General features: G+C 69.1%; 20 protein-coding genes, 1 tRNA gene and 1 pseudogene. 9 read left to right on the top strand and 13 right to left on the bottom strand.

Going from position 1 to position 19,604, the window contains the following annotated elements; translation table 11 throughout:
* The first annotated feature begins 59 nt into the window (after positions 1-59).
* Positions 60-2,351, top strand: coding sequence for a M28 family peptidase (locus tag LPH33_RS05150; RefSeq protein WP_088897749.1), 2,292 nt, complete (start codon positions 60-62; stop codon positions 2,349-2,351).
* Positions 2,352-2,356: 5 nt separating this feature from the next.
* Here LPH33_RS05150 and LPH33_RS05145 read toward each other — a convergent pair whose 3' ends face one another.
* Complete coding sequence (locus LPH33_RS05145) at positions 2,357-3,865, bottom strand: glutamate-cysteine ligase family protein (RefSeq protein ID WP_172414911.1); 1,509 nt, start codon at positions 3,863-3,865, stop codon at positions 2,357-2,359.
* Between the two features lie 152 nt (positions 3,866-4,017).
* Positions 4,018-4,839 (bottom strand): M23 family metallopeptidase, encoded by an 822-nt coding sequence (locus tag LPH33_RS05140; protein ID WP_160873835.1) that lies wholly within the window; start codon positions 4,837-4,839, stop codon positions 4,018-4,020.
* 235 nt (positions 4,840-5,074) lie between these two features.
* Between LPH33_RS05140 and LPH33_RS05135 the strand changes: the two genes are divergently transcribed.
* Positions 5,075-5,147: transfer RNA gene (locus tag LPH33_RS05135), tRNA-Arg, on the top strand.
* A 171-nt stretch (positions 5,148-5,318) separates the two neighbouring features.
* Positions 5,319-6,134, top strand: coding sequence for a DUF5602 domain-containing protein (locus LPH33_RS05130; RefSeq protein ID WP_229567351.1), 816 nt, complete (start codon positions 5,319-5,321; stop codon positions 6,132-6,134).
* 21 nt (positions 6,135-6,155) lie between these two features.
* On the opposite strand, the gene LPH33_RS05125 is transcribed toward LPH33_RS05130, so the two are convergent.
* Complete coding sequence (locus LPH33_RS05125) at positions 6,156-6,527, bottom strand: VOC family protein (protein ID WP_229567350.1); 372 nt, start codon at positions 6,525-6,527, stop codon at positions 6,156-6,158.
* 99 nt (positions 6,528-6,626) lie between these two features.
* On the opposite strand from LPH33_RS05125, the gene LPH33_RS05120 reads away from it, so the two are divergent.
* The 3 genes from LPH33_RS05120 to LPH33_RS05110 all read left to right on the top strand — a co-directional run bounded on the left by LPH33_RS05120 (position 6,627) and on the right by LPH33_RS05110 (position 8,986).
* The gene (locus LPH33_RS05120) at positions 6,627-7,610 is read left to right on the top strand and encodes a helix-turn-helix transcriptional regulator (protein WP_160873833.1); all 984 of its coding nucleotides are present in this window, start codon (positions 6,627-6,629) and stop codon (positions 7,608-7,610) included.
* 55 nt (positions 7,611-7,665) lie between these two features.
* The gene (locus tag LPH33_RS05115) at positions 7,666-8,439 is read left to right on the top strand and encodes an amidohydrolase family protein (protein ID WP_229567348.1); all 774 of its coding nucleotides are present in this window, start codon (positions 7,666-7,668) and stop codon (positions 8,437-8,439) included.
* Between the two features lie 94 nt (positions 8,440-8,533).
* Positions 8,534-8,986, top strand: coding sequence for a hypothetical protein (locus LPH33_RS05110; protein WP_229567346.1), 453 nt, complete (start codon positions 8,534-8,536; stop codon positions 8,984-8,986).
* A 69-nt stretch (positions 8,987-9,055) separates the two neighbouring features.
* Here LPH33_RS05110 and LPH33_RS05105 read toward each other — a convergent pair whose 3' ends face one another.
* From LPH33_RS05105 to LPH33_RS05070, 8 genes are all read right to left on the bottom strand, one after another.
* Positions 9,056-9,385, bottom strand: coding sequence for a YnfA family protein (locus LPH33_RS05105; protein WP_229567343.1), 330 nt, complete (start codon positions 9,383-9,385; stop codon positions 9,056-9,058).
* A gap of 11 nt (positions 9,386-9,396) precedes the next feature.
* A complete protein-coding gene (locus LPH33_RS05100) occupies positions 9,397-10,410 on the bottom strand; it encodes a hypothetical protein (RefSeq protein ID WP_229567340.1) in 1,014 nt (337 codons plus the stop codon).
* Positions 10,407-11,573 (bottom strand): ATP-binding protein, encoded by a 1,167-nt coding sequence (locus tag LPH33_RS05095; protein WP_229567336.1) that lies wholly within the window; start codon positions 11,571-11,573, stop codon positions 10,407-10,409. The genes LPH33_RS05100 and LPH33_RS05095 overlap by 4 nt, the downstream gene beginning before the upstream one ends.
* A 44-nt stretch (positions 11,574-11,617) precedes the next feature.
* A complete protein-coding gene (locus LPH33_RS05090; protein ID WP_016692216.1) occupies positions 11,618-11,890 on the bottom strand; it encodes a LuxR C-terminal-related transcriptional regulator in 273 nt (90 codons plus the stop codon).
* Positions 11,891-12,038: 148 nt separating this feature from the next.
* Positions 12,039-13,061 carry a hypothetical protein gene (locus tag LPH33_RS05085; protein WP_229567334.1) on the bottom strand — a complete coding sequence of 341 codons (1,023 nt, stop codon included), beginning with the start codon at positions 13,059-13,061 and terminating at the stop codon, positions 12,039-12,041.
* A complete protein-coding gene (locus LPH33_RS05080; RefSeq protein ID WP_229567333.1) occupies positions 13,058-14,281 on the bottom strand; it encodes a sensor histidine kinase in 1,224 nt (407 codons plus the stop codon). Before LPH33_RS05080 ends, LPH33_RS05085 begins: the two co-directional genes overlap by 4 nt.
* Entirely contained in the window at positions 14,265-14,942 is a 678-nt protein-coding gene (locus LPH33_RS05075) for a DNA-binding response regulator (RefSeq protein WP_229567331.1), read from the bottom strand. The genes LPH33_RS05080 and LPH33_RS05075 overlap by 17 nt, the downstream gene beginning before the upstream one ends.
* 43 nt (positions 14,943-14,985) lie before the next feature.
* On the bottom strand, positions 14,986-17,376 hold the full coding sequence (locus LPH33_RS05070) for an ATP-dependent DNA ligase (RefSeq protein WP_229567330.1): 2,391 nt from the start codon (positions 17,374-17,376) through the stop codon (positions 14,986-14,988).
* A gap of 177 nt (positions 17,377-17,553) precedes the next feature.
* On the opposite strand from LPH33_RS05070, the pseudogene LPH33_RS26810 reads away from it, so the two are divergent.
* From LPH33_RS26810 to LPH33_RS05060, 3 genes and pseudogenes are all read left to right on the top strand, one after another.
* Positions 17,554-17,709 (top strand): annotated as a pseudogene (locus LPH33_RS26810) (GAF domain-containing protein); the annotation flags it as partial.
* An 18-nt stretch (positions 17,710-17,727) separates the two neighbouring features.
* Positions 17,728-17,949 carry an ANTAR domain-containing protein gene (locus tag LPH33_RS26805; protein ID WP_261380119.1) on the top strand — a complete coding sequence of 74 codons (222 nt, stop codon included), beginning with the start codon at positions 17,728-17,730 and terminating at the stop codon, positions 17,947-17,949.
* A 7-nt stretch (positions 17,950-17,956) separates the two neighbouring features.
* The gene (locus LPH33_RS05060; RefSeq protein ID WP_160873827.1) at positions 17,957-18,286 is read left to right on the top strand and encodes a hypothetical protein; all 330 of its coding nucleotides are present in this window, start codon (positions 17,957-17,959) and stop codon (positions 18,284-18,286) included.
* Positions 18,287-18,604: 318 nt separating this feature from the next.
* On the opposite strand, the gene LPH33_RS05055 is transcribed toward LPH33_RS05060, so the two are convergent.
* On the bottom strand, positions 18,605-19,246 hold the full coding sequence (locus LPH33_RS05055) for a helix-turn-helix domain-containing protein (protein ID WP_229567327.1): 642 nt from the start codon (positions 19,244-19,246) through the stop codon (positions 18,605-18,607).
* A 32-nt stretch (positions 19,247-19,278) separates the two neighbouring features.
* The gene (locus tag LPH33_RS05050) at positions 19,279-19,479 is read right to left on the bottom strand and encodes a cold-shock protein (protein ID WP_033096757.1); all 201 of its coding nucleotides are present in this window, start codon (positions 19,477-19,479) and stop codon (positions 19,279-19,281) included.
* Between the last annotated feature and the right edge of the window lie 125 nt (positions 19,480-19,604).

Genomic DNA, 19,604 nt, shown 5'->3' with positions numbered 1-19,604 from the left:
TCGCGGTGCCCCGGCCGAGTCTGCCGGGGCACCGCTGCATTCGCGGCTAGGCTGCACCCATGGACTCCGCCGCGGCTGTTCGCCACCCGGCCCCGTCCCGGCGTAGCAGTGTTCTGGCACTGATCGGAGTCCTCCTCGTGGCGGGCCTCGTCGCCTTGTTCCCCGGATCCGACGAGCCGCTCGGTGCAGACGCTCCCGCCGATGTCTTCAGCGCCGCCCGCGCCGGCGAACACATCGACGCGATCGCCGGCGGCCCACGACCGCTCGGGTCGCCTGCCCACGCCGATGCCCGTGACCATCTCGTCGCCGTCCTCGAGGAACTCGGGTGGTCGACCCGCGTCGACTCCGGTGTCGGATGGATGGCGCGGTCCGGTGAGGCGACCCAACGCGGCGCCCGCGTGCAGAACATCGTGGCGACCCGGGACGGTACCGATCCCACGGGCACCGTCGTGCTCGCCGCCCACTACGACACGGTCCGGGGCTCCCCCGGCGCGGGCGACGACGGGATCGGCGTCGGCACGGTCCTCGAGGTCGCTCGTGCGATCGACTCCGGCCCTCCCCCACGGAACGACGTCGTCGTCCTGCTCACCGACGGTGAGGAGAACGGTCTGCTCGGCGCCCACCGGTTCGTGGGCACGGAATCCGTCCGGGCCGGTCCCGTCGTCGTGCTCAACCACGAGGCCCGCGGGAACGCCGGTACGCCGACGACCTTCCGGATCACCTCACCGAACGGCGTCCTGATCGACAGCCTGGCGGGGGCACCGGGCGCGAACGCGGATTCCCTCACCGAACTGATCTTCGAGGCGCTGCCGAACGACACCGATTTCCGTCGCTTCGCCGAGCACGGCCACCACGCCCTCGACACGGCGATCTCCGCGGGATCGGCGTACTACCACAGCCCTCTCGACACCCCCGACCGTCTCAGCAGGACGTCGCTGCAGCACATGGGCGACACCTCCCTCGCGACCGCCCGCACGCTCGCCGGATCGGATCTCGCGACCGTCGACGACGGCGGCGACCAGGTCGTGACGACCGCGCCCTGGGGACTGCTCCACATGCCGCGCTGGGCCGAGGTGGTCGGCGCGATCGTGCTGGCCGCCATCGTGGGGGCGATCGTCGTGCTGCGGGTGCGCCGCGGTGAGGCCTCGGCCTGGCAGGTCGGCGCGGCCGTGGCCGTGGCCCTGCTCGCCGCCGTGCTCGCGGCGGGCGCGGCGTGGCTGCCCTGGTGGATCGTGCAGACCGTCGATCCGGGCACGGCCGCGCCGGTCGCCGACGAGCCCTACCGGCCGGGTGTCTTCCAGTTCGCGGCGGTCGTCGCGGCTCTCGGCGTACTGCTGATCGCGCGATCGTGGTGGGGCCGTGCCCGTCCGGCCGCCGCGCTCACGTGCGGAGCGTTCACGCTCGTCGCGGTGCTCGCTCTCGCCGGTATCCCCTTCGCCGGTGTGCCGCTGACGCTGCTCGTACTCGTCCTGCCGACAGCGCTGGGTCTGCTGGTGGCGCTGCTGCTCCCGCAGCGCGACACGGTGTGGCCGCTCGTCGCGATCGCGCTCGGTGCGCTCGGCTCGGTGATCTTCGGCCTGCCCGCCGTGCTGGTGTCGTTCGACGCCGGACTCCTCTACGGGGCACCGGTGGCCGGTCTGTTCGTCGCCTTCACGTTCGCCGCGGTGCTCCCGCTGTGCGAGCCGTTCGCGTCGACCACCCGCGGGCTCGTCGTCTCCGCGACCGGCACGATCGCGATCGTCGTGGTGGGCACGCTGCTCGCCGGCTATCTCAACCGGGACGGTGCGACCGATCCCCGGCAGGAATACCTCTGGTACTCGCTCGACGCCGACCGGAGTGCCGCGGTGTGGGGATCGCCCGACGGCCCGCGATCCGACTGGAGCGAAGGCCTGCTCACCACCGGGCCCGAACCGCTCCCCACCGCCTTCCCGTGGCGGGAGCACCGGCCGATGTACCACGGGCCTGCCCCGGTCGCCGAGCTCGAGGCGCCCGAGGTCGAGATCCTCGAGGACACGACCGGCGGAAGCGCCCGGAAGATACGACTGCGGTTGAGTTCACCGAGGGACGCCCAGGCCGTCGGACTGTGGATCGACAACACCACCGCCCACGTCCACGGCGCAACGGTGGACGGCTTCCGCGCCGAACCGTCCGACGACTTCGGTTTCCTGTTCTGGGCTCCCGGCCCCGACGGGATCGAGGTCGAGCTGACGCTGAGCATGCTCGAGAGCCGTCTCGGCATCCGCGTCGCCGATCTCGGTGACGATCTCGGCGAGGTACCCGGTTTCGAGCCGCCCGCCGATCGCGTCGTCGTCCAGCCGACGGTGGCCGTGACGCGGACCCTGCAACTGTAGGGTCGTCACTCCCACTCGTGGACGGGAGTGCCCGAGGCCATGTTCTGCACGTAGTCCTTCATCATCCCGAGCAGGGCGGTGCGCCGGTTCTCGCCGGCAGCCTCACGCCGGGCCACCTGCCGTCGCTGCCACGCCGCTCCGGTCTGCCGGGTCAGCGCACGTCCCTCGACGATGCCGAGATAGCGGTCGCGGACCGCTGCCGACAGCCCGTAGGCCTCGAGGCCCTGGTGCGCGAGCGGCAACAGGCACCGCAGTACGAGTTCGTCGGCGCCGACCCATCCGGTGCGCGGCCAGTACAGCTTCGCGTCGAGACCGAACTTCGCACCGAGCACGAGGTTCCGCTCGGCGGCGTCGAAGCTGAGGTCGCGCCAGAGCGGCTCGTCGGAGTCGGTCAGGGCGCGCAGCGTCCCGTAGTAGAAGGCCGCATTGGCCATGGTGTCGAGGACGGTCGGTCCCGCAGGGAGCACACGGTTCTCGACGCGCAGGTGCGGATGGCCGTCGCTGATGTCGTAGACAGGCCGGTTCCACCGGTAGATGGTGCCGTTGTGCATCTGCAGTTCGCGCAGTTCGGGAACCCGGCCGGCGTCGAGTTCGGACATCGGATCGACGTCCGAGACCTCCGGCAGGAGAGCCGTGAAGTAGCGGGAGTTCTCCTCGAACAGGTCGAGGACGGAGTCGATCCACCGCTCACCGAACCACACGCGGGGACGAACGCCCTGGTTCCGCAATTCGAGCGGGCGTGTGTCGGTGGCCTGCGCGAACAACGGGATCCGGCTCTCGTGCCACAGCGCCTTGCCGGCGAGGAAGGGCGAGTTCGCCGCGAGCGCGACCTGCGCTCCGGCCAGGCACTGGGCAGCGTTCCAGTGCGTCGCGAAATCTTCGGGGGCGATCCGCAGGTGCAGCTGCAGGGACGTGCAGGCCGCCTCGGGGACCACCGAATTCATGTCGGCGCGAAGGGTTTCCACGGCATCACTGCCGGGCAACGGCACACCGTCGAGATCGAGTTCGATGTCCTCGCCGCGCGCCGCGAAGATCTGCTCGTTGAGCGCTTCGTACCGAGGATTGGCGGTGATCCGGCCCCGTTCGAGATCGTCGAGTTCGAGCGTGGGCAGCATGCCGATCATGACCAGCTGCGCGTCGTGCAGGTGCATCCGCTCGTCGGCGCGCCGCAGCGACGACCGCAGCGACTCTTCGAGTTCGAAGGGTTCGTCGCCGGTGAGACGTCGTGGCTCGACGTTCATCTCGACGTTGAACTGGCCGAGTTCGGTCTGGAAGACCGCGTGATCGTCGATCGCCTGAAGTACCTCGAGGTTCGACATCGCGGGCGACATGTCGTCGCGGACGAGGTTGAACTCGATCTCCATGCCGAGATGCGGTTCGGGTGACGAGTGCACGTCGACGAAGACGTCCTCTCGAAGCATCCGCTCGAGCGCCTTCATGCAGTCGCGAACCTTGCTCCGGAACATCCGCCGGTCTTCCCCGGTGAACGAACGAGCGGATATCTCAGCTCCCAATGGAACCCCCGGGTCGGCGCGCGGTCTGTCGAGCCAAGCCTAGCGCGCGCTCACGCTGCGGGTGGGATCGACGGCGTGCCGTCGGGTGGGATCGAACACTGCGGTGGGATCGACGGCGTGCCGTCGGGTGGGATCCGATACCGCGGGTGGGATCAGACGGCGCGGTAGCCGCCCCAGTCGGTGACGACGCCGCGATCGCTCAGCCACGCGTTGGGGTTGATCTTGGTGCCTTCGGTGTCCCAGACCTCGAAGTGCAGGTGCGGTCCGGTGGACCAGCCCTCGTTGCCGACGGTGGCGATCTGCTGGCCGGCGTTGACACGCTGACCGGCCGAGACCTGGTAGGTGCTCACGTGGCCGTAGACGGCGGTGGTGCCGTCGTCGTTCAGGACGCGGACCCACTGACCGAAACCGGAAGCCGGTCCGGCGTCGAGGACCGTGCCGTTGGCCGCGGACTTGATGGGCGTGCCGAGCGGAGCGGCGATGTCGATGCCGCCGTGGTGTGCGCCCCAGCGCGGACCCCAGTCGGAGGTGAGGGTGCCGGAGACGGGCTGCACAGCAGAAGGAGCAGCGGGGTTCAGCTGGTCGAGCCAGCTGGGACCGGAGAACTGGTCGAGGAAGTTCGTGACCTCGGCGGGCAGCTCGGGCGCGCCCTGCTCGGCCGGGGTGGTGATGCCGGGGATGGCCGGGATCTCGACACCCTCGGGCAGCAGGCCCGCGGGAAGCTCGAAGGGCAGGCTGGGCGCGGGGGCCTCGGCCTGGACGTGGTCGTGGCCGGGATGCGCGGCAGCGGTGCCGGCGCCGATCTGCGAGCCGACGGCAAAGAAGGCACCCGTGGCAGCGGCGACGGTGGCGGCCTTGACCGGAGCGGACGTACCGGTGGGCTCTACGCGGTGACGGCCCTTGCCGGAGGACGGCACGCGAATCGTCTCGAGGTCGAATGCTTCGTCTTCGCGTGTGCGCTGATGGCGTCCCACAGTGTGTCCCTTGTTTCGTCCCGACTTCGACCGGGTATCCCCCGGCCGCTCCTGGCGACCCAAGGTAACAAAACGATATAGGGAAAGGCCAGTGTTACCTTTCCTTGATCTCAATCGGCGGGAACCTGCAGGTCGTACGCCCGGCCTCGAGAGCCTCGAGAGCGGGCGCTTGGTTACGGCACGCGTCCGGCGGCTACACTCACAACGCGCCAAGGTCGGCTCCGCCCGGCCGGACGCCTCCGTAGCTCAGGGGATAGAGCACCGCTCTCCTAAAGCGGGTGTCGCAGGTTCGAATCCTGCCGGGGGCACAGATCGGGTTCCGCCGCATCCGCGAGCACTGGCGGACCCACTTCCTCGAACATCACGGGCATCTTCCCGCCCACGCATCACGGTTCGATCTAGTCGGCCATCCACCGTCCGCGCGACAGTTAGCATCCACAACGATGCCGCTCGACGACGACGGAAATCGAGGACCTCACATGGACATTCGGCCTCGTGCCCGACATCTCGCCGTGATCGTCTCGGCGGCGGTCCTCGGATTGTTCGTCCCTCCCGCCCCCGCGGTCGCCGGGGGCGTCTCGGGCCTCGTCGAAGGACCCGCTCATCCCGTCGGGGCGGGCAACGCCCGCACGTACGTCACCGTCGACGAGGAGGGCACGCCGGCCACCATCGGGGTGCGACTCGATGCGGCCGCCCTCGACGACCTACCCAGTGCCCTGATGCCGGTCACCGAGGCCTACGTGCTCGAGTTGCCCGAGGAGGCGGCCGCCACCGCGTTCGACCACGTCACGGTCGACTGGAACTCGCACGGCCACGATCCCCAGCACGGCTTCGACGTCCCGCACTTCGACGTCCACTTCTATCTCCTGGATCGGCCCACGGTGGAGTCGATCCATCCCTTCGCCCCCGGCTACATCCCGGCCGCGGTCCGCGTGCCCGACCCGCGTTACATACCGGAGGGGTACGCACCGTCCGGGGATCCGCTGACGTCGACCGTCGCGGGCATGGGACTGCACTGGGTGGACACCACCGAGGCGGAGCACGATCCGGCGGCGGGACACCACCTCACCGAGACCGTGCTCTACGGCACGTGGGACGGACGGCAGGCGTTCATCGAACCCATGCTGAGCCGCGAGTGGCTCGCGACGCGGCCCGCGCACCACGAGGAACTCCGCCTGCCCGAGGCGTACCAGCGCGGAGGCCTCTACCCCACCACCTACTCGGTGTGGTGGGACGAGGCGTCGCAGACGTACACGGTCGAACTCGGCGGGCTCACGATGCGCGAGGCGTCGTAGACCGGTCGGCCGAACGGGGACTCAGTCCAGCGGGGAGACACGGATGAGGTTCCCGTCCGGGTCCGACACCACGAACGTCCGCCCGAACACCTCGTCGTGTGGCGCCTCCACGACCGTCGCCCCCTTTCCTACCCACTCGTCGTGGATCGCATCGACTGCGGCGGCCGATCCCGGCACCATCAGGCCCACCTCCGAGAACCGCGGCGCGTTCGTATCCACCGTCTCCGCGTGACCCGACCACAGTGCGAACAGCACTCCCGGCGTCACTTCGAAGGACACGTAGCGCGGGGTCGTCAGCTGCGGGGTCATGCCGAACAGCTCGCTGTAGAAGCGGGTCGCGCGGTCGACGTCGGTCACGTAGATCAGGAACAGATTGGGCGACGACACGGTCATCGACATCTCCTTCCGGTAGGCGGTGAAGGCTTCGAGGACTACCGTGACACCGAAACCCGACAGTTCCTGTCGTGTTTTCGGAAGGAGATCGGACAGTCGATGAACCGGCCGCAGCGGTTGCTGAGCATGCTGGTCGTCCTGCAGGCCCGCAGACGGGTCACGGCCGCCGAACTCGCGGAGGAATTCGGCGTCTCCGAGCGCACCGTGCTGCGCGATGTGGAAACGCTTGCTGCCGCGGATCTTCCGGTGGTCGCCGAACGCGGCAGGTACGGCGGCATCGTGATGCTCCCCGGCCGGCAGACCGACCTGAACCGGCTCAACGCGTCCGAGGTGGACGTCCTGCGCGCCCTGGGGGTCGACATGGGCCGGGCCCGGCAACTCGGTGTCGACGCCGCCGCGAGGGACGCCGTCCACAAGCTCACCGCACGTGCCCGGCGCACGCCCTCCACCGCACGCGAGAACGACCTGCTGCCGCTGACCGAGGTGGTCACCGTCGACAACCGGGGATGGTTCGCCACCGAGGACCGGGCCGACGTCGCGGCACTCACCCACGACCTGCGGCGCGGCCGGCAACTCGCCATCACCTACCGCTCGAGCGGGCACCGCGACGAACGCGAGATCGTCGTCGATCCCTACGGTGTGCTCTCCCGCGCGGGCCGTTGGTATCTCGTGGCCGACGACCAGGGGCGACCACGACTGTTCGCGCTGACCCGCCTGAATGCGTGGACAGTGCTCGACCGGCCTCGACACCTGTCCCCCGGCCGGACCCTGCCCGCCCTGGCACGCGAACTGGGCGACGCGCTCGAACGACGCGAGGACGTCGTCGTCACCGCCGATCTCGCGACGAACCGCCTCGACCTCGCCCGGCGCATCCTCGGTGCCCGCCTGCGCGGGAGCAGCGCGGGGCCGCGACCGGACGTCTCGCGGATCACGGTGGCCTACGACTCGATCGACGGTGTGCGGCAACTGCTGCAGTTCGGCGAGCACATCGAGATCGTCGGGCCACCCGAGGCACGGGACCTCGTGGCGGGACTGGCCGAGTCGCTCCTCCGCCGCCATACCGCGCATCGCCGCGGCGAGTGAACTCCCGTCGAGCCGAACCCTGTCCCGACCGGACCGGGCTTCCTATCGTGGGGAGATGTTCGACGCCCACCTGCACATCATCGATCCGCGTTTCCCTCTCGTCGAGAACGACGGCTATCTGCCCGAACCGTTCACCGTCGACGACTATCTCGCGCGGGTCGCACATTTGGGTGTCACCGGCGGCGCGGTGGTGTCGGGCTCGTTCCAGGCCTTCGACCACAGTTATCTCCTCGACGCGCTCGACCGGCTCGGGCCCACTTTCGTCGGCGTCGTACAACTTCCGGCCACCGCCTCGGACGACGAAATCGTGCGACTCGACGCGGCGGGAGTGCGCGCCGTGCGGTTCAACGTCAGACGTGGCGGATCGGCGACGCTGTCCGACCTCGACCGCCTCGCCCGGCGGGTCCACGATCTCGTCGGCTGGCACGCCGAGTTGTACATCGATTCGCGCGATCTGGCCGAACTGCACACGACGATCTCCGGACTACCCGCTGTCTCCGTCGACCACCTGGGCCTGTCGCAGGAGGGTCTGCCGTCTCTGTTGCGGCTGGTGGAGGGCGGTATCCACGTGAAGGCCACGGGGTTCGGACGCGTCGACCTGCCCGTGGCCGACACGCTGCGCGCCGTTTCCGACGTGAATCCCGGTGCACTCGTGTTCGGCACCGACCTGCCGTCGACACGGGCACCGCGACCGTTCCGGGACAGCGACATCACCCTCGTCGAGGACGTCCTCGGCGACGAGCTCGCCGACGCGGTGCTGCGCCGCAATGCTTCCGAGCTGTATCGGATCGAGACCGAAACCGCTCCTGGGACTTCGGTGTCTCGATAGACTCACGCTCGTCATCGGTGCGCGGGACGCGCCGCGGTGTTCTTCGCTGCGGTCGGCTCCCGGACGTGACCTTCCCTTTCCGAGGAGCAGCACCATGCCTGCACTGCGAATTCCACGTCGAGTTCTCGCCCTGGCGGCACCCGTCGCCGCCGCAATCGCATTCACCGGTGTGGCCACCGCTGCACCCCCTCAGCCCTTGGGCACGGCGATCACCATCGGCTGCATCAACCAGGGCAGCCTGGCGTCGTTCACCTCGGTCACGGCGCAACCCGGACCGGACGAGGGCGTCCCCGGCGGTCACGTCCTGTTCTCCACGCAGGAAGCCCTGTGGCCGGTCCCGGCGGCGGGACAGGTCAGCGTCGCATGGCTCAACCGCAACAACGGCCGTGCCGGCATCGTCGATCTCGGCGGTGCGTACCCGAACCTGTCGACGCTGGTCGACACCGGGCCGGGTGAGGTCGTGGCGACGGTCTTCGGTTCGGTGAATCTCGGCAGTGGACCGCTGTGCAACTCGACCCCCGCAGTCGGCAGCGTCGTGGTGCCGTGACGTTCGGGCGAGGCATCCGGCCACCTCTGTGCCGGATGCCTCCTCACCGAGGTGAGGCCGGATGCAGCGTCACCTGGGCGAATACATGATGATGGCGACGCCGGCGAGGCACACGAGCGTGCCCGCGACATCCCATCGGTCCGGCCGGAAGCCGTCCATCACCATGCCCCACACCAGGGAACCCGCCACGAACACACCGCCGTACGCGGCGAGGATGCGACCGAAGTTCGCGTCGGGCTGGAGCGTGGCGACGAAACCGTAAGCGCCGAGAGCGATCACGCCCAGGCCCATCCAGATCCAGCCGCGGTGCTCGCGCACGCCCTGCCACACCAGCCACGCACCACCGATCTCGAACAGGGCGGCAACGGCGAACAGCAGCAACGACTTCAGCACGGTCACGGGAGGTGACTCTAGCCCTGCGACGCGTTGCCCAGCTCGATGCGGCGCACGGAGTCGCCCCGCACGAGGATCGTCACGAGCGCCCGGCGTCCCGGAGGCAGGACCCGCACCGTGACGGAACCGTGTGAGACCAAGTCAAGTTCGTCGGCGACCGCGCGGCGGAGGCGGGCCTGTTCGTGCGGGGGCACCCCGTCCAGGCCGTGATCGTCGAGCATCACCACGTCCACACCTCGCCGGCGCGCGGCGTCGGCCGCCTCGACGACCTGCGGATCCTGCAGGGCGGGCGCTCGAAGCCCGTCCCGCAGACGCGCTTCGAGCAGCACGCCGGCGCGTCGCTCGCCCGGGTCGAGCAGCTCCCCGGTCGCGATGCGTTCGAGGAGCGGCCGGGCCAGGGAGTCGAGCCGGTCGAGCTGCGCGTCGCGCTCCTCGATCGCTGCCGCCGAGGCCGCCTGTTCCGCGCTGCGCTGCAACGACATCGCCCGCAGCAGGTAGATGGATCCGGCGAGGGGGCGCAGGGTGAAGGCGAAGAAGGTGGACATGAGGACCGGGGCCGCGTTGACGACCGACAGCGACAGGCCGGGTCCGATCCCCTGTCCCGTGACGTAGGTCCAGAAGGTCGCGGTCGCGATCATGCAGGCCAACCCGATCCACGCTGCGAGCGTGCGTCCGCGCACGCACATGAAGGTGAAGACGACGGTGGACATCCCGAGCGGCCAGGTCGCGACGCCTCCCGGGGACGGCACCGGCAGCACCGAGAAGACGAGCGCCGACGAGACCGTCCCGGTGGCGGCGAGCAGGATCGTCGCCGGCATCGGCAGCGGGTCGCCCGGAACGGTGATGAGGGTGAACGCCGCGAACGTGCACACGAGCACAGCGAGGGCGGGAGGCCAGCTCGCGGACGTGTGCTCGGCGCCGAATGCCGCCAGCACGAGGCAGACCAGGGCGTAGAGGATCACGAGTACACGTGCGGCCGTGGTGCGCATCCCCAGCAGGTCGCGCACGTCGCGGGTCGGTTCGGCGGTCACGGCGCGCGACGCTCTGCCGGATCGCGCCAGAACAGCGTCACCGTCGTGCCTCCGGGACCGGAGGTGATCTGCGAGTCGCCTCCGGCCAGGCTGCGCATGCGTCCGTGGATGCTCGCGCGGATGCCCATCCGGTAGGGATCGACCTGGGCCGGGTCGAATCCGTGGCCGTCGTCGCGGACGACCACGCGGACCGATCCGGAACCGAGGTCGACGTGCACGGCACGCTGCGTGCCCGGGCCGGCGTGGCGAACGCTGTTCCGCACGGCCTCGGCCAGCGCGGCTGCGACCGCCCTGATCACGTCGGCCGGGTAGTGCGGCCCGGCATCGACGCTCGTGGCAGTCGTGAACTCGACGTCCTCGTCCACTTCGGAGGCCGCCGAGCGGAACTGGGCCGCCACCCGGTCGGCGTCGAAGCTGCTCTCGGTGTCGTCGCCGCGCCGCAGCGAGTCGAACATCTCCAGCGCACGACGGGCCTGGGCGGCGACGGGACCGTCGGATGCGCCGCGACCCGAGGCGAGCAGGGTGGACATCACCTGGTCGTGGACGAGCGCATCGAACCGCTCGCGTTCGACCGTCCTGGCCGCGGCCGCGGCCGCCGCGACGACGGATCGCTCGGTGGCCGCGACGGTGGAATCGAGGACGTCGCCCGTGCGGAAGGCGACGATCGCCGCGGCAGCGAAGACCCCGCAGAACATGAGTGCGAACGCGAGTTCCGGGACGAATCGGTATCCCGTCGTGGTGTTCACCAGCAGGTAGTTGGTGGCCTGCACGACGAAGACCACCACCATGAGGTAGGCGAGCGCCGTCCGGGGCCGCCACGCTGCCGCCGCGGACAGTCCTGCCACTCCGGGGAAGAGCGCCTGCCAGGCCGTGCTCGTGGAGGCCTCACCCGTCCAGGCCGGGAACCACAGGACCGCCGCGATCAGGAAGGCCAGGGCGTTGGCGGCTGCGAGTCGTCCGACCCACCGGACATCGCTCAGGAAGGTCGCCACCCCGAGCGCGATTCCGGTGCCGAAGATCGCGAGCAGTGACGTCGACAACCACCACCATGCCGTGAGGTGGGCCTGCGACACCGCTGTGGGGACGACGAACAGCAGGTAGAACACGTAGCCCGCGCTGATGAACCGGCCGAAGACCCGGTGGATCCGGTCGGCCGCGCTCACGGGATCCGTCGTGTGTCCACCCTGTGCGGTGGCAGGCCGACGGGTCACAGCTCGTCGATGGAGACCACACCGTCCTGCAGAGCGCGGGCGAGCAGTGCCGTCTTCGTGGTCGCCGTACGCCCCACGCGGGCGTACTTCTCGCGGATGCGGACGATGTGGGTGCTGACCGTGGCTGCGGTGACGAACAGGCTCGCAGCCGCCTCGGACTTGGACTCGCAGAGCAGCCAGGCCCGCAGGATCTCGATCTCGCGAGCCGAGAGTGCGGGCTTCTGAGGCGCAGGCTTCTGTGCCGGGGAGTGTTCGAGCATCGTCGTCATAGCGCGTCCCTACCGAGATGAATACATGGGATCGAACCGAGTCCCCCGACGAACTCCGTTTCGAGTGGGTACAACGTAACGGTTGAAACCGACAACTACCCAGACAGATTTTTCTCTGCCCAAGAAAATATGGGCATCGGTGTGTCGACTAATTACCGGTTCGGCAGCCGTCGTGCCCGATCTCGATCCGGCGCACGCCCTCGCCCTTCACGAGCATCGTCACCATCGCCGCGCGGGCCGGCGGCAGCACCCGCACGGTCACCGATCCCTCGCTCACCGAATCGAGCACGTCCACCACCTCCCGGTAGACGGCGCGCCGGACCTCGGGGGACGCCGAGTCCATGGCGTGGTCGTCGAGCATGACGATCTCGACGCCGCGCCGGCGGGCCGCAGCGGCGGCCCGGTCGACCTCGGGCACCTGGAGCACGGGCGCACGCAGACCGTCGCGCAGTCGTGCCTCGACCAGTCCGCACTCGATCCGTTCGTTCTCGTCGAGAGGTTCGCCCGAGACGATCCGCTTGAGCAACGGGCGCGCCGACGCGTCGAGGCTGCTCAGCCGGGCATCACGTTCCTCCAGGGCCGCGGCGGCCGCGGACTCCGCCGCGATCCGCTGCATCGACCGGGCGCGCAGCAGGTAGATCGACCGCGCGAGCGGGCGGATCGTGTAGGCGCAGACGGTGCCCATGAGGACAGGTCCCGCGCTTGTGATCGTCAGCCCCAGTCCGTAGCCGAACCCGGGGCCCGTGAGATACGACCACAGCGCGGCGACGACGAGCATGAGGAGCATCCCGCACCAGGCGAACGCCGTGCGTCCCCGCACGCACATGAACACGAGGATCGTCGTGGACATCCCGAACGGCCACAGCTCGATGGGGTGCGGTGCCGGATCGGCGGGCACCACCCACAGCACCGACGCCGACGCGATCGCGCCCGAGAACGTCATCGCCAGTGCGGGTCGCACCGGTAGTGGATCCCCCTCCACCGCGACGAGCGCGTAGGCGGCGGCCACACACACGATCACGGCGATCGCGAGGGGCCAGCGGACCTCCGCATGGGGCGCGGTGTTCAGGGCGAGCACCACGCAGGTCACCGCATACAGGACGGCAAAGGCCCGCGCGGGCCGGCTGTGCATCCGCAGCAGATCGGAGACGGTCGAGTTCGCCGTGTTCATGCGGCCGGATCCCGCCAGTACAACAACACCCGGGTCCCGGCCCCGGGAGCGGACTGCACGACCGCCCGTCCACCGGACAGTCGGCGCATGCGCCCGCGGATGCTCACTTCGAGACCGAGCCGGTGCGGGTCGACGGCCTCGGGTTCGAAACCTCTGCCGTCGTCGTCGACCTGCACGGAGATCCATCTCGGTGCCACATCCACCTCGACCGTGCGGGAGGCGTCCTTACCGGCGTGCCGCACGCTGTTGCGCACCGCCTCGGCGAGGGCGGCGGCGGTCGCGCGCGCGGGTTCGGGCGGGAACGAGACGTCGCCGGATCCCGGGGCGACACGGCCGGTGAAGACGACGTCCTCGTCGGCCTCGGTCGCCGCCGAGCGGAGTCGCGCCACGACTGCGGCGGCGTCGAGCGCCGAGTCCCGATCGGTGCCGCGCCGCAACTCGTCGAGTTCGGCGACGGCGCGTTCGGCCTGCTCGACGAGCGACTCCCGGGGGGCGTTGCGCGACGCCGCCAGCAGGGTGGACATCACCCGGTCGTGGACCAGGGCGTCGAACCGTGCGCGTTCGGCGTTCCGCGCTTCCGCCGCCGCGGCGGCGGCCGCCGTGGCCTGGGTGGCGGCGATGGTTTCGTCGAGGGTGCGGCCGGTGCCGAGTCCCACCACTGCGGCCGCGAGGAAGACCGTGCAGAAGACGAACGCGAACGCCAGGTCGGGCGCCAGGAAGTATCCGAAGGGGGCGTCGCGGACGAGGTGGTTCGCGCCCTGCGCGAGCAGGACCGCGACGAGCATGTGGACGAACGCCCGCCGGGGTCGCCACGCGACCGCCGCCGCGAGCGAGGCGAGGCCGGGGAAGGCGGTGAACCACAACGAGTGGTCCTGCGGGATCTGTGTCCCGTTCCACGCCACGAACCACAACCCGACCATCACGACGTAGGCGAGCGCATTGACGGTTGCGGTCCGCTGCATCCATACCGAGCCGCGGAACGACGCGACGCCGAGCGCGACTCCGGAGCCGAACATGAGGACGGTCGCGGTGGGGGTCCACCACCACGCGACGAGTGCCGACGCCTCGAGGATCTGTGGCACGAGCAACGCGAAGTAGCAGAGGTATCCGATCGCGACGAATCGCGTGAACATCCGGAGAAGCCGGTCGGCGGCTGCGGTGCTGCGATCGTGCGACTTCTCCCCGGCGTCCCCGGCCGGTTCGTCAGCGACGGCGGACATCCGACCGTTCGGGCATCGGCAGCCATCCGTCCTCGACGGCGCGCTTGTACAGATCCGTCTTCGTGGGGGCGGGACGACCTGCCTCCGCGTACTTCTGGCGGATCCGCTGCAGGTAGTCGTTGACGGTCTGCGGAGCGAGGCCGGTCAGCCGGGCGACCCGGTCGAGCTTCTCCCCCGATGCATACAGTTCGAGCACTTCGAGCTGCCGTGGACTCAGGCCCACGTCGTCGAGTTCGGGGTCACCGTCGATCGCTGCGGCCCACTCGGTGCTGGCGACCTGCCCTCCAGCGGCGGCCACGCGGATCGCCTCGATCACCACGGCAGCAGGCTCGGATTTCCGCACCACCCCGAGCACACCGGCGCGGGCGGCCGAACGCAGCAGATAGGGGTTCTCGGCACCGGTGAACACCAGGGTCTCGAGCCCCGCCGCGCGCAACTGCTCGACGTTGCTCTTCGGCGAGGACCCGTCGGACAGGCGCAGGTCGAGAACGGCGAGGTCGAGGTCGGTGACCTGCTCGAGCAGACCCGAGACGGTGGTGGCAGTACCTGCGAGTTCGAGATCGGATTGGTCGGCGAGCATCGCGGCGAACCCGAGCGCGACCGACTCGTGATCCTCGACCAAACCGATCCGACGGACGACGCCACGCGAGCCCTCGGCCATTGATGCCTCCCCTAATGCCCGATCACCCGACTTCGAACGAACGTTAGCAGTCAGCGCCTGTTTCCTCTTCTCGCACCACGCTCGACGCATCCACGTCGTCGCGCAGACCGCGCCAGCTCGCGTGCCGAACACGGTCCCCATCCGTCCATCCCCCGAACCGCACCTCCCCCACGAGTTCGGGCCGCAACCACACCGCATCGCGGCGTTCGGCGGCCGGCACCTCGTTCACGAACGGGTTCGTGCGGCTCGTGTGCCCTTTCATAGCCTTCGCCACCGACAGGAGCGTCTCGTCGTCGAAACCGGTGCCGACCTTGCCGACGTACACGAACTCGCCGTCGTCGTCGTAGACGCCGAGCAGCAGGGAGCCGAAGGTCGAGGCACGGTTGCCCTTGCCGCGGCGGTATCCGCCGAGCACGACGGTCTGGGTGAGCCAGTTCTTCGACTTGATCCATCCGGCTCCGCGCTTGCCCGGCAGATACACGGAGTCCCGGCGCTTCGCGACCACGCCCTCCCAGTTCTTCGCTCTACTGCGTTCGAGGGCCTTCGAACCGTCACCCGGGAGCAGATCCGGGACGATCAGTCCGTCCGTCGCAGCGGCGAGCGCCTCGAGGACGCGTCGGCGATCGTCGTAGGTCTTGCGCAGCAGTGACACCCCGTCGAGATACAGCACGTCGAACACGCGGTACTCGTAGTTCACGCCGCGCTGCAGCATCGAGAAGCTCGTCACTCCGGAGCGGTCGACGGCGACGATCTCCCCGTCGAGCACCGCCGAGTGACCGTCGAGGATCGTCGCGAGTTCGACGAGCTTCCGGTAGTCGCCGGTGACATCGCGTCCGGATCTGCTGCGGAGCCTGACGGTGCCGTCCTCGATCTCCGCGACGGCGCGGTATCCGTCCCACTTGCCTTCGAAGGCCCAGTATTCGGCATCGAGACCCGAGACGTCACCCGGGGTCGCGAGCATGGGCGCGAGATCTCGCGGGAAGGCCTTGGACCCCGACGACCCGACGAGGGAGGCCGGATCGACATCGGACGCCGACTCGGTGCTCGGCGTCGACTGGTCCTTCATGCGGTGCGCCAGCCACTGGTTCTTCTCGGTGCGGATCAGCGCGTACCGTCCCTCGACCCTCTCGCCGTGGAACCGCACGATCACCTCGTCGTCCCGCCACTTCTCGGTGTCGTAGGTGCCGGTGTCCCACACGGTCATGCTGCCGGCGCCGTATTCGCCCTTCGGGATCGTCCCGTGGAAGGTCAGGTACTCGATCGGGTGGTCCTCGGTCCGGACCGCGAGATTGTTGCGCCCGGAGGTGTCCGGCAGGTTCTTCGGTACGGCCCACGAGGCCAGTACACCGTCGCGTTCGAGCCGCAGGTCGTAGTGCAGGCGACGCGCGTGGTGTTCCTGGATGACGAACCTGTTGCCGGGACCGTTCTCGGGGACACGGTCGGGTACCGGCTCCGGGGTGCGCGACGCGTCGCGCTTGCCGCGGTAGGTGTCCAGGGCGTCTCCCGACCCGGCCTTACCGCCGGACACGGCCTTGTCTCCGGACACCGCCTTGTCTCCGGATACGGCCTCGCCGAGGGGCGGGTCGAGACCGGCGAGCAGGTCCCCGAACTCGTCGATGCGGGCGAGGACGTCCCGGAACTGCAGTTGCCCGAGGTCGGGGTCGTCGAGTTCGTCCCAGCTGCGCGGCGCCGCCACCCACGGCTCGTCGCGACCGCGCAGCGAGTACGGCGCGACCGTCGTCTTGGAACTGTTGTTCTGGCTCCAGTCGACGAAGACCTTCCCCTCGCGCGCCGATTTCGCCATCGTCGCGGTCACCAGGTCGGGAAGGGTGGTCTCGAGATTGCGCGCGACCTGCTTCGCGACCTTCGACGCCCCCGACGACGACAGCATCCGATCGAGCGGGACGTACAGGTGGATGCCCTTGCTGCCGCTGGTGACCGGGTAGGCCGACCACCCGAGTTCGGCGACGGTGTCGCGCACGTGGCGGGCGACCTCCGCGCACTCGGCCAGGCCCACGCCGGGCCCCGGGTCGAGGTCGAAGACGATGCGGGTCGCGGGTCCTGCCTTCTCTCCGTCGAAACGCCACTGGTGCACGTGGAGTTCGAGGGCGGCCTGTTGCCCGAGCCAGACGAGCCCGGCGGCGGAATCGAACAGCGGGTAGGTGACCCGCCGGTCCTTGTGGTGCAGGGTGCGACGGTCGAGCCAGGCCGGTGCGTGGTCGGGAAGGTTCTTCTCGAAGAAGGACTGTTCGCCGACACCGTTCGGCCACCGATTACGGGTCGCTGCCCGGCCGACGATGTGGGGAAGCATCGCCTCGGCGACGGCTTCGTAGTACTCGACGACCTCACCCTTCGTCGTCCCGGTACTCGGATACAGCACCTTGTCGAGGTTGGTCAGGGTGATGCGGTGACCGTCGATCGTCCAGGTCGGCATACTCCGGATTCTGCCAATTCGGACGCGTTCGGGTGCGGTGTCGAAGGGTGGCGATCGGGACTGCACGTCCGTGGACGCCGAAGCTTCGGAAAGAGGTAGGTTCGGGAGCATCGGTGGTGCACGACCGCGATGCGGCGGGGAGGTGGGGCATGACGGGGTCACCGCTGGCCGGAGTGGTCCGCTCGCGCGGCGGAGGCGGGGATGTGCGCGTCGCTCAGCATTCCCCTGCAGTACGCGGGACGGACCCTGGGCGCGCTGAAGGTGTATTCCACGCGCCCCCATGTCTATACAGCAGACAGTGAGGACATCCTGGGACGTTTCGCCGACCAGGCGGCGATCCTGCTGGCGAACATGCACACCCTGTCGGAAGCCGAAGCGCTCGAGGAGCGGTTGCTGCAGGCTCTACGCGACCGCGACCTGATCGCCACCGCCAAAGGAATCGTGATGCTGCGCGAGAACCTCGATGCCGATCGTGCCGTGCAGCGACTGCTGGAGTTGTCCTCGCAACGACGCATCGCCGTACGGGAGGTGGCAGCTGAGATAGTCGCGTCGACCCACACCGAGACGGTCTGACGCCGCGATGAACTACCTTCCCGACGGCGAGCATCGCCGGCAACTCCTCGCTGCACTCCGCGCTTCCGAGCTCGGTGTCGAGGAGTTGTGGCTCCGCTACTTCGCCCTCGGCGGCGAGGTGGGGAAGGTGGAGATCGAGGCGTATCTCAACGGTTTGCTTCCCCTCTCCCGTGTGCAGCACGATCTGATCGCCCACGCGATCAACGAACGCCTCGACGAGATCGCGCCACCCCGTGCGCCCTATGCAGCCGAACTCCCCGCGTCCCTCCCCGAAGTGGACGACGGCGACGACGATCCCGGCGAATCACGAGGAACGGGGCCGGATTCCGACCGCTGAAGTGATGACGCCCGCGCGCCGAACGACCTGCGGCGCGCCGAAACCCTGCCACCCGAGCAGGGGAAATGGGCGACAGGGTTCGGCATCGCCCGAGTGGCCTACCTCTGATCCACCCGGCGCCGGCAATCGTCCGTGCAGGGGGGTGACAGGCGATCACCGATGTCCTGAGCATACGCCGAAATGCCTTCACCGGGACCGATTGTGCGTACTCGAGCCACTGCCGACGGGGCAGATCGACATATCCGACCCCCTGCGTCGGAAGTCTCGCGCCCCGCCGGCAGAGTCGACAGCGAACGCATGGTTCGCTTCCGGTGCAGTCTATTCGTTTTCTGCAGGATCGGCAGTAGTTCGATCGGACCACAGCCTGCCCGACCGGGTCACACGAGGCGTCCGGCCGTAGACGGACCGGTACTGCGTCGCGAATCGTCCGGGCGAGGAGAAGCCCCACCGTGCAGCGATCGACGCGACCGTCTCGCGGTTCGGGTCGGCGGCCTGCAGATCCCGGTGAGCTCGCGCGAGCCGTACGGACCGCAGGTATTGCATGGGCGTCGTCCGGTGATGACGCACGAAGTCGTACTGCAGGGCACGGCGACCGATTCCGGCGGCAGCCGCGATGTCCGCCAGTCTGATCGGACGTGCTGCTTCGGACTCGATGAACGCGACGGCCTTCCGCAATGCCGAGGGTGTCGATGCGGTCTCCAGGGCCTCCCTGATGGAAGGTGGTTCACTCGCCCGATCGGACGTGAGCACGTCCTCTGCCAACTGCACCATCGGCACATCGGCGCGACGGGACGCCTGGACCAGTGTCTCCTTCGCCTGTTCGGCATCGAGTCCGTACCGCTCCATCAGCACGCCCGTGGCCCGCTCGATCGCGGCCCGCGAGGCCCACACCTGCTCCTCGGTCGGAGCTGCAGCAGCGAGGTGGGTCTCCTCCGCCCACTCGTTCGCCCGTGTGTCCATCTCCCGATCCCACCATCCGAACGTCCCGTATGTCAGCACACCTGCACGTTGACCGCATGTCGACCGAAGATCCCATAACCGATCTCGAAACGGACCTGTTGGCCACCGGTCAGGAAGCGGTAGCCGCTCCCATCTATCTGTGAGTAGTGCACCAGGATCTCCGTACCGTCGTCGTCACGGATGAACCCGTGACCCAGACCGGCGTCGAACCACAGCACAACACCATGTTCCATTGTCGCTCCCCTGCCACCGTTCGCGTTGTCCCGACGGAGCAGCGACGCGGAAGCGTATCCCCTGCGCTCCCGACAGCCCCTCTGCACCTGTCATTGAAACGTGCCCGGCGGGTCCGGGGAAGTGT

Source organism: Rhodococcus sp. RDE2, from assembly GCF_020885655.1.
GTDB lineage: Bacteria > Actinomycetota > Actinomycetes > Mycobacteriales > Mycobacteriaceae > Rhodococcus > Rhodococcus pyridinivorans.
This window is presented reverse-complemented; position numbering and strand designations above follow the sequence as displayed.

Coding starts and splice junctions, on each gene's coding strand:
- LPH33_RS05150 (WP_088897749.1), top strand. CDS start 60: ATGGACTCCGCCGCGGCTGTTCGCCACCCGGCCCCGTCCCGGCGTAGC.
- LPH33_RS05130 (WP_229567351.1), top strand. CDS start 5,319: ATGGACATTCGGCCTCGTGCCCGACATCTCGCCGTGATCGTCTCGGCG.
- LPH33_RS05125 (WP_229567350.1), bottom strand. CDS start 6,527: ATGACCGTGTCGTCGCCCAATCTGTTCCTGATCTACGTGACCGACGTC.
- LPH33_RS05120 (WP_160873833.1), top strand. CDS start 6,627: ATGAACCGGCCGCAGCGGTTGCTGAGCATGCTGGTCGTCCTGCAGGCC.
- LPH33_RS05115 (WP_229567348.1), top strand. CDS start 7,666: ATGTTCGACGCCCACCTGCACATCATCGATCCGCGTTTCCCTCTCGTC.
- LPH33_RS05110 (WP_229567346.1), top strand. CDS start 8,534: ATGCCTGCACTGCGAATTCCACGTCGAGTTCTCGCCCTGGCGGCACCC.
- LPH33_RS05090 (WP_016692216.1), bottom strand. CDS start 11,890: ATGACGACGATGCTCGAACACTCCCCGGCACAGAAGCCTGCGCCTCAG.
- LPH33_RS05085 (WP_229567334.1), bottom strand. CDS start 13,061: ATGAACACGGCGAACTCGACCGTCTCCGATCTGCTGCGGATGCACAGC.
- LPH33_RS05080 (WP_229567333.1), bottom strand. CDS start 14,281: ATGTCCGCCGTCGCTGACGAACCGGCCGGGGACGCCGGGGAGAAGTCG.
- LPH33_RS05075 (WP_229567331.1), bottom strand. CDS start 14,942: ATGGCCGAGGGCTCGCGTGGCGTCGTCCGTCGGATCGGTTTGGTCGAG.
- LPH33_RS05070 (WP_229567330.1), bottom strand. CDS start 17,376: ATGCCGACCTGGACGATCGACGGTCACCGCATCACCCTGACCAACCTC.
- LPH33_RS26805 (WP_261380119.1), top strand. CDS start 17,728: ATGCACACCCTGTCGGAAGCCGAAGCGCTCGAGGAGCGGTTGCTGCAG.
- LPH33_RS05060 (WP_160873827.1), top strand. CDS start 17,957: ATGAACTACCTTCCCGACGGCGAGCATCGCCGGCAACTCCTCGCTGCA.
- LPH33_RS05055 (WP_229567327.1), bottom strand. CDS start 19,246: ATGGACACACGGGCGAACGAGTGGGCGGAGGAGACCCACCTCGCTGCT.
- LPH33_RS05050 (WP_033096757.1), bottom strand. CDS start 19,479: ATGGAACATGGTGTTGTGCTGTGGTTCGACGCCGGTCTGGGTCACGGG.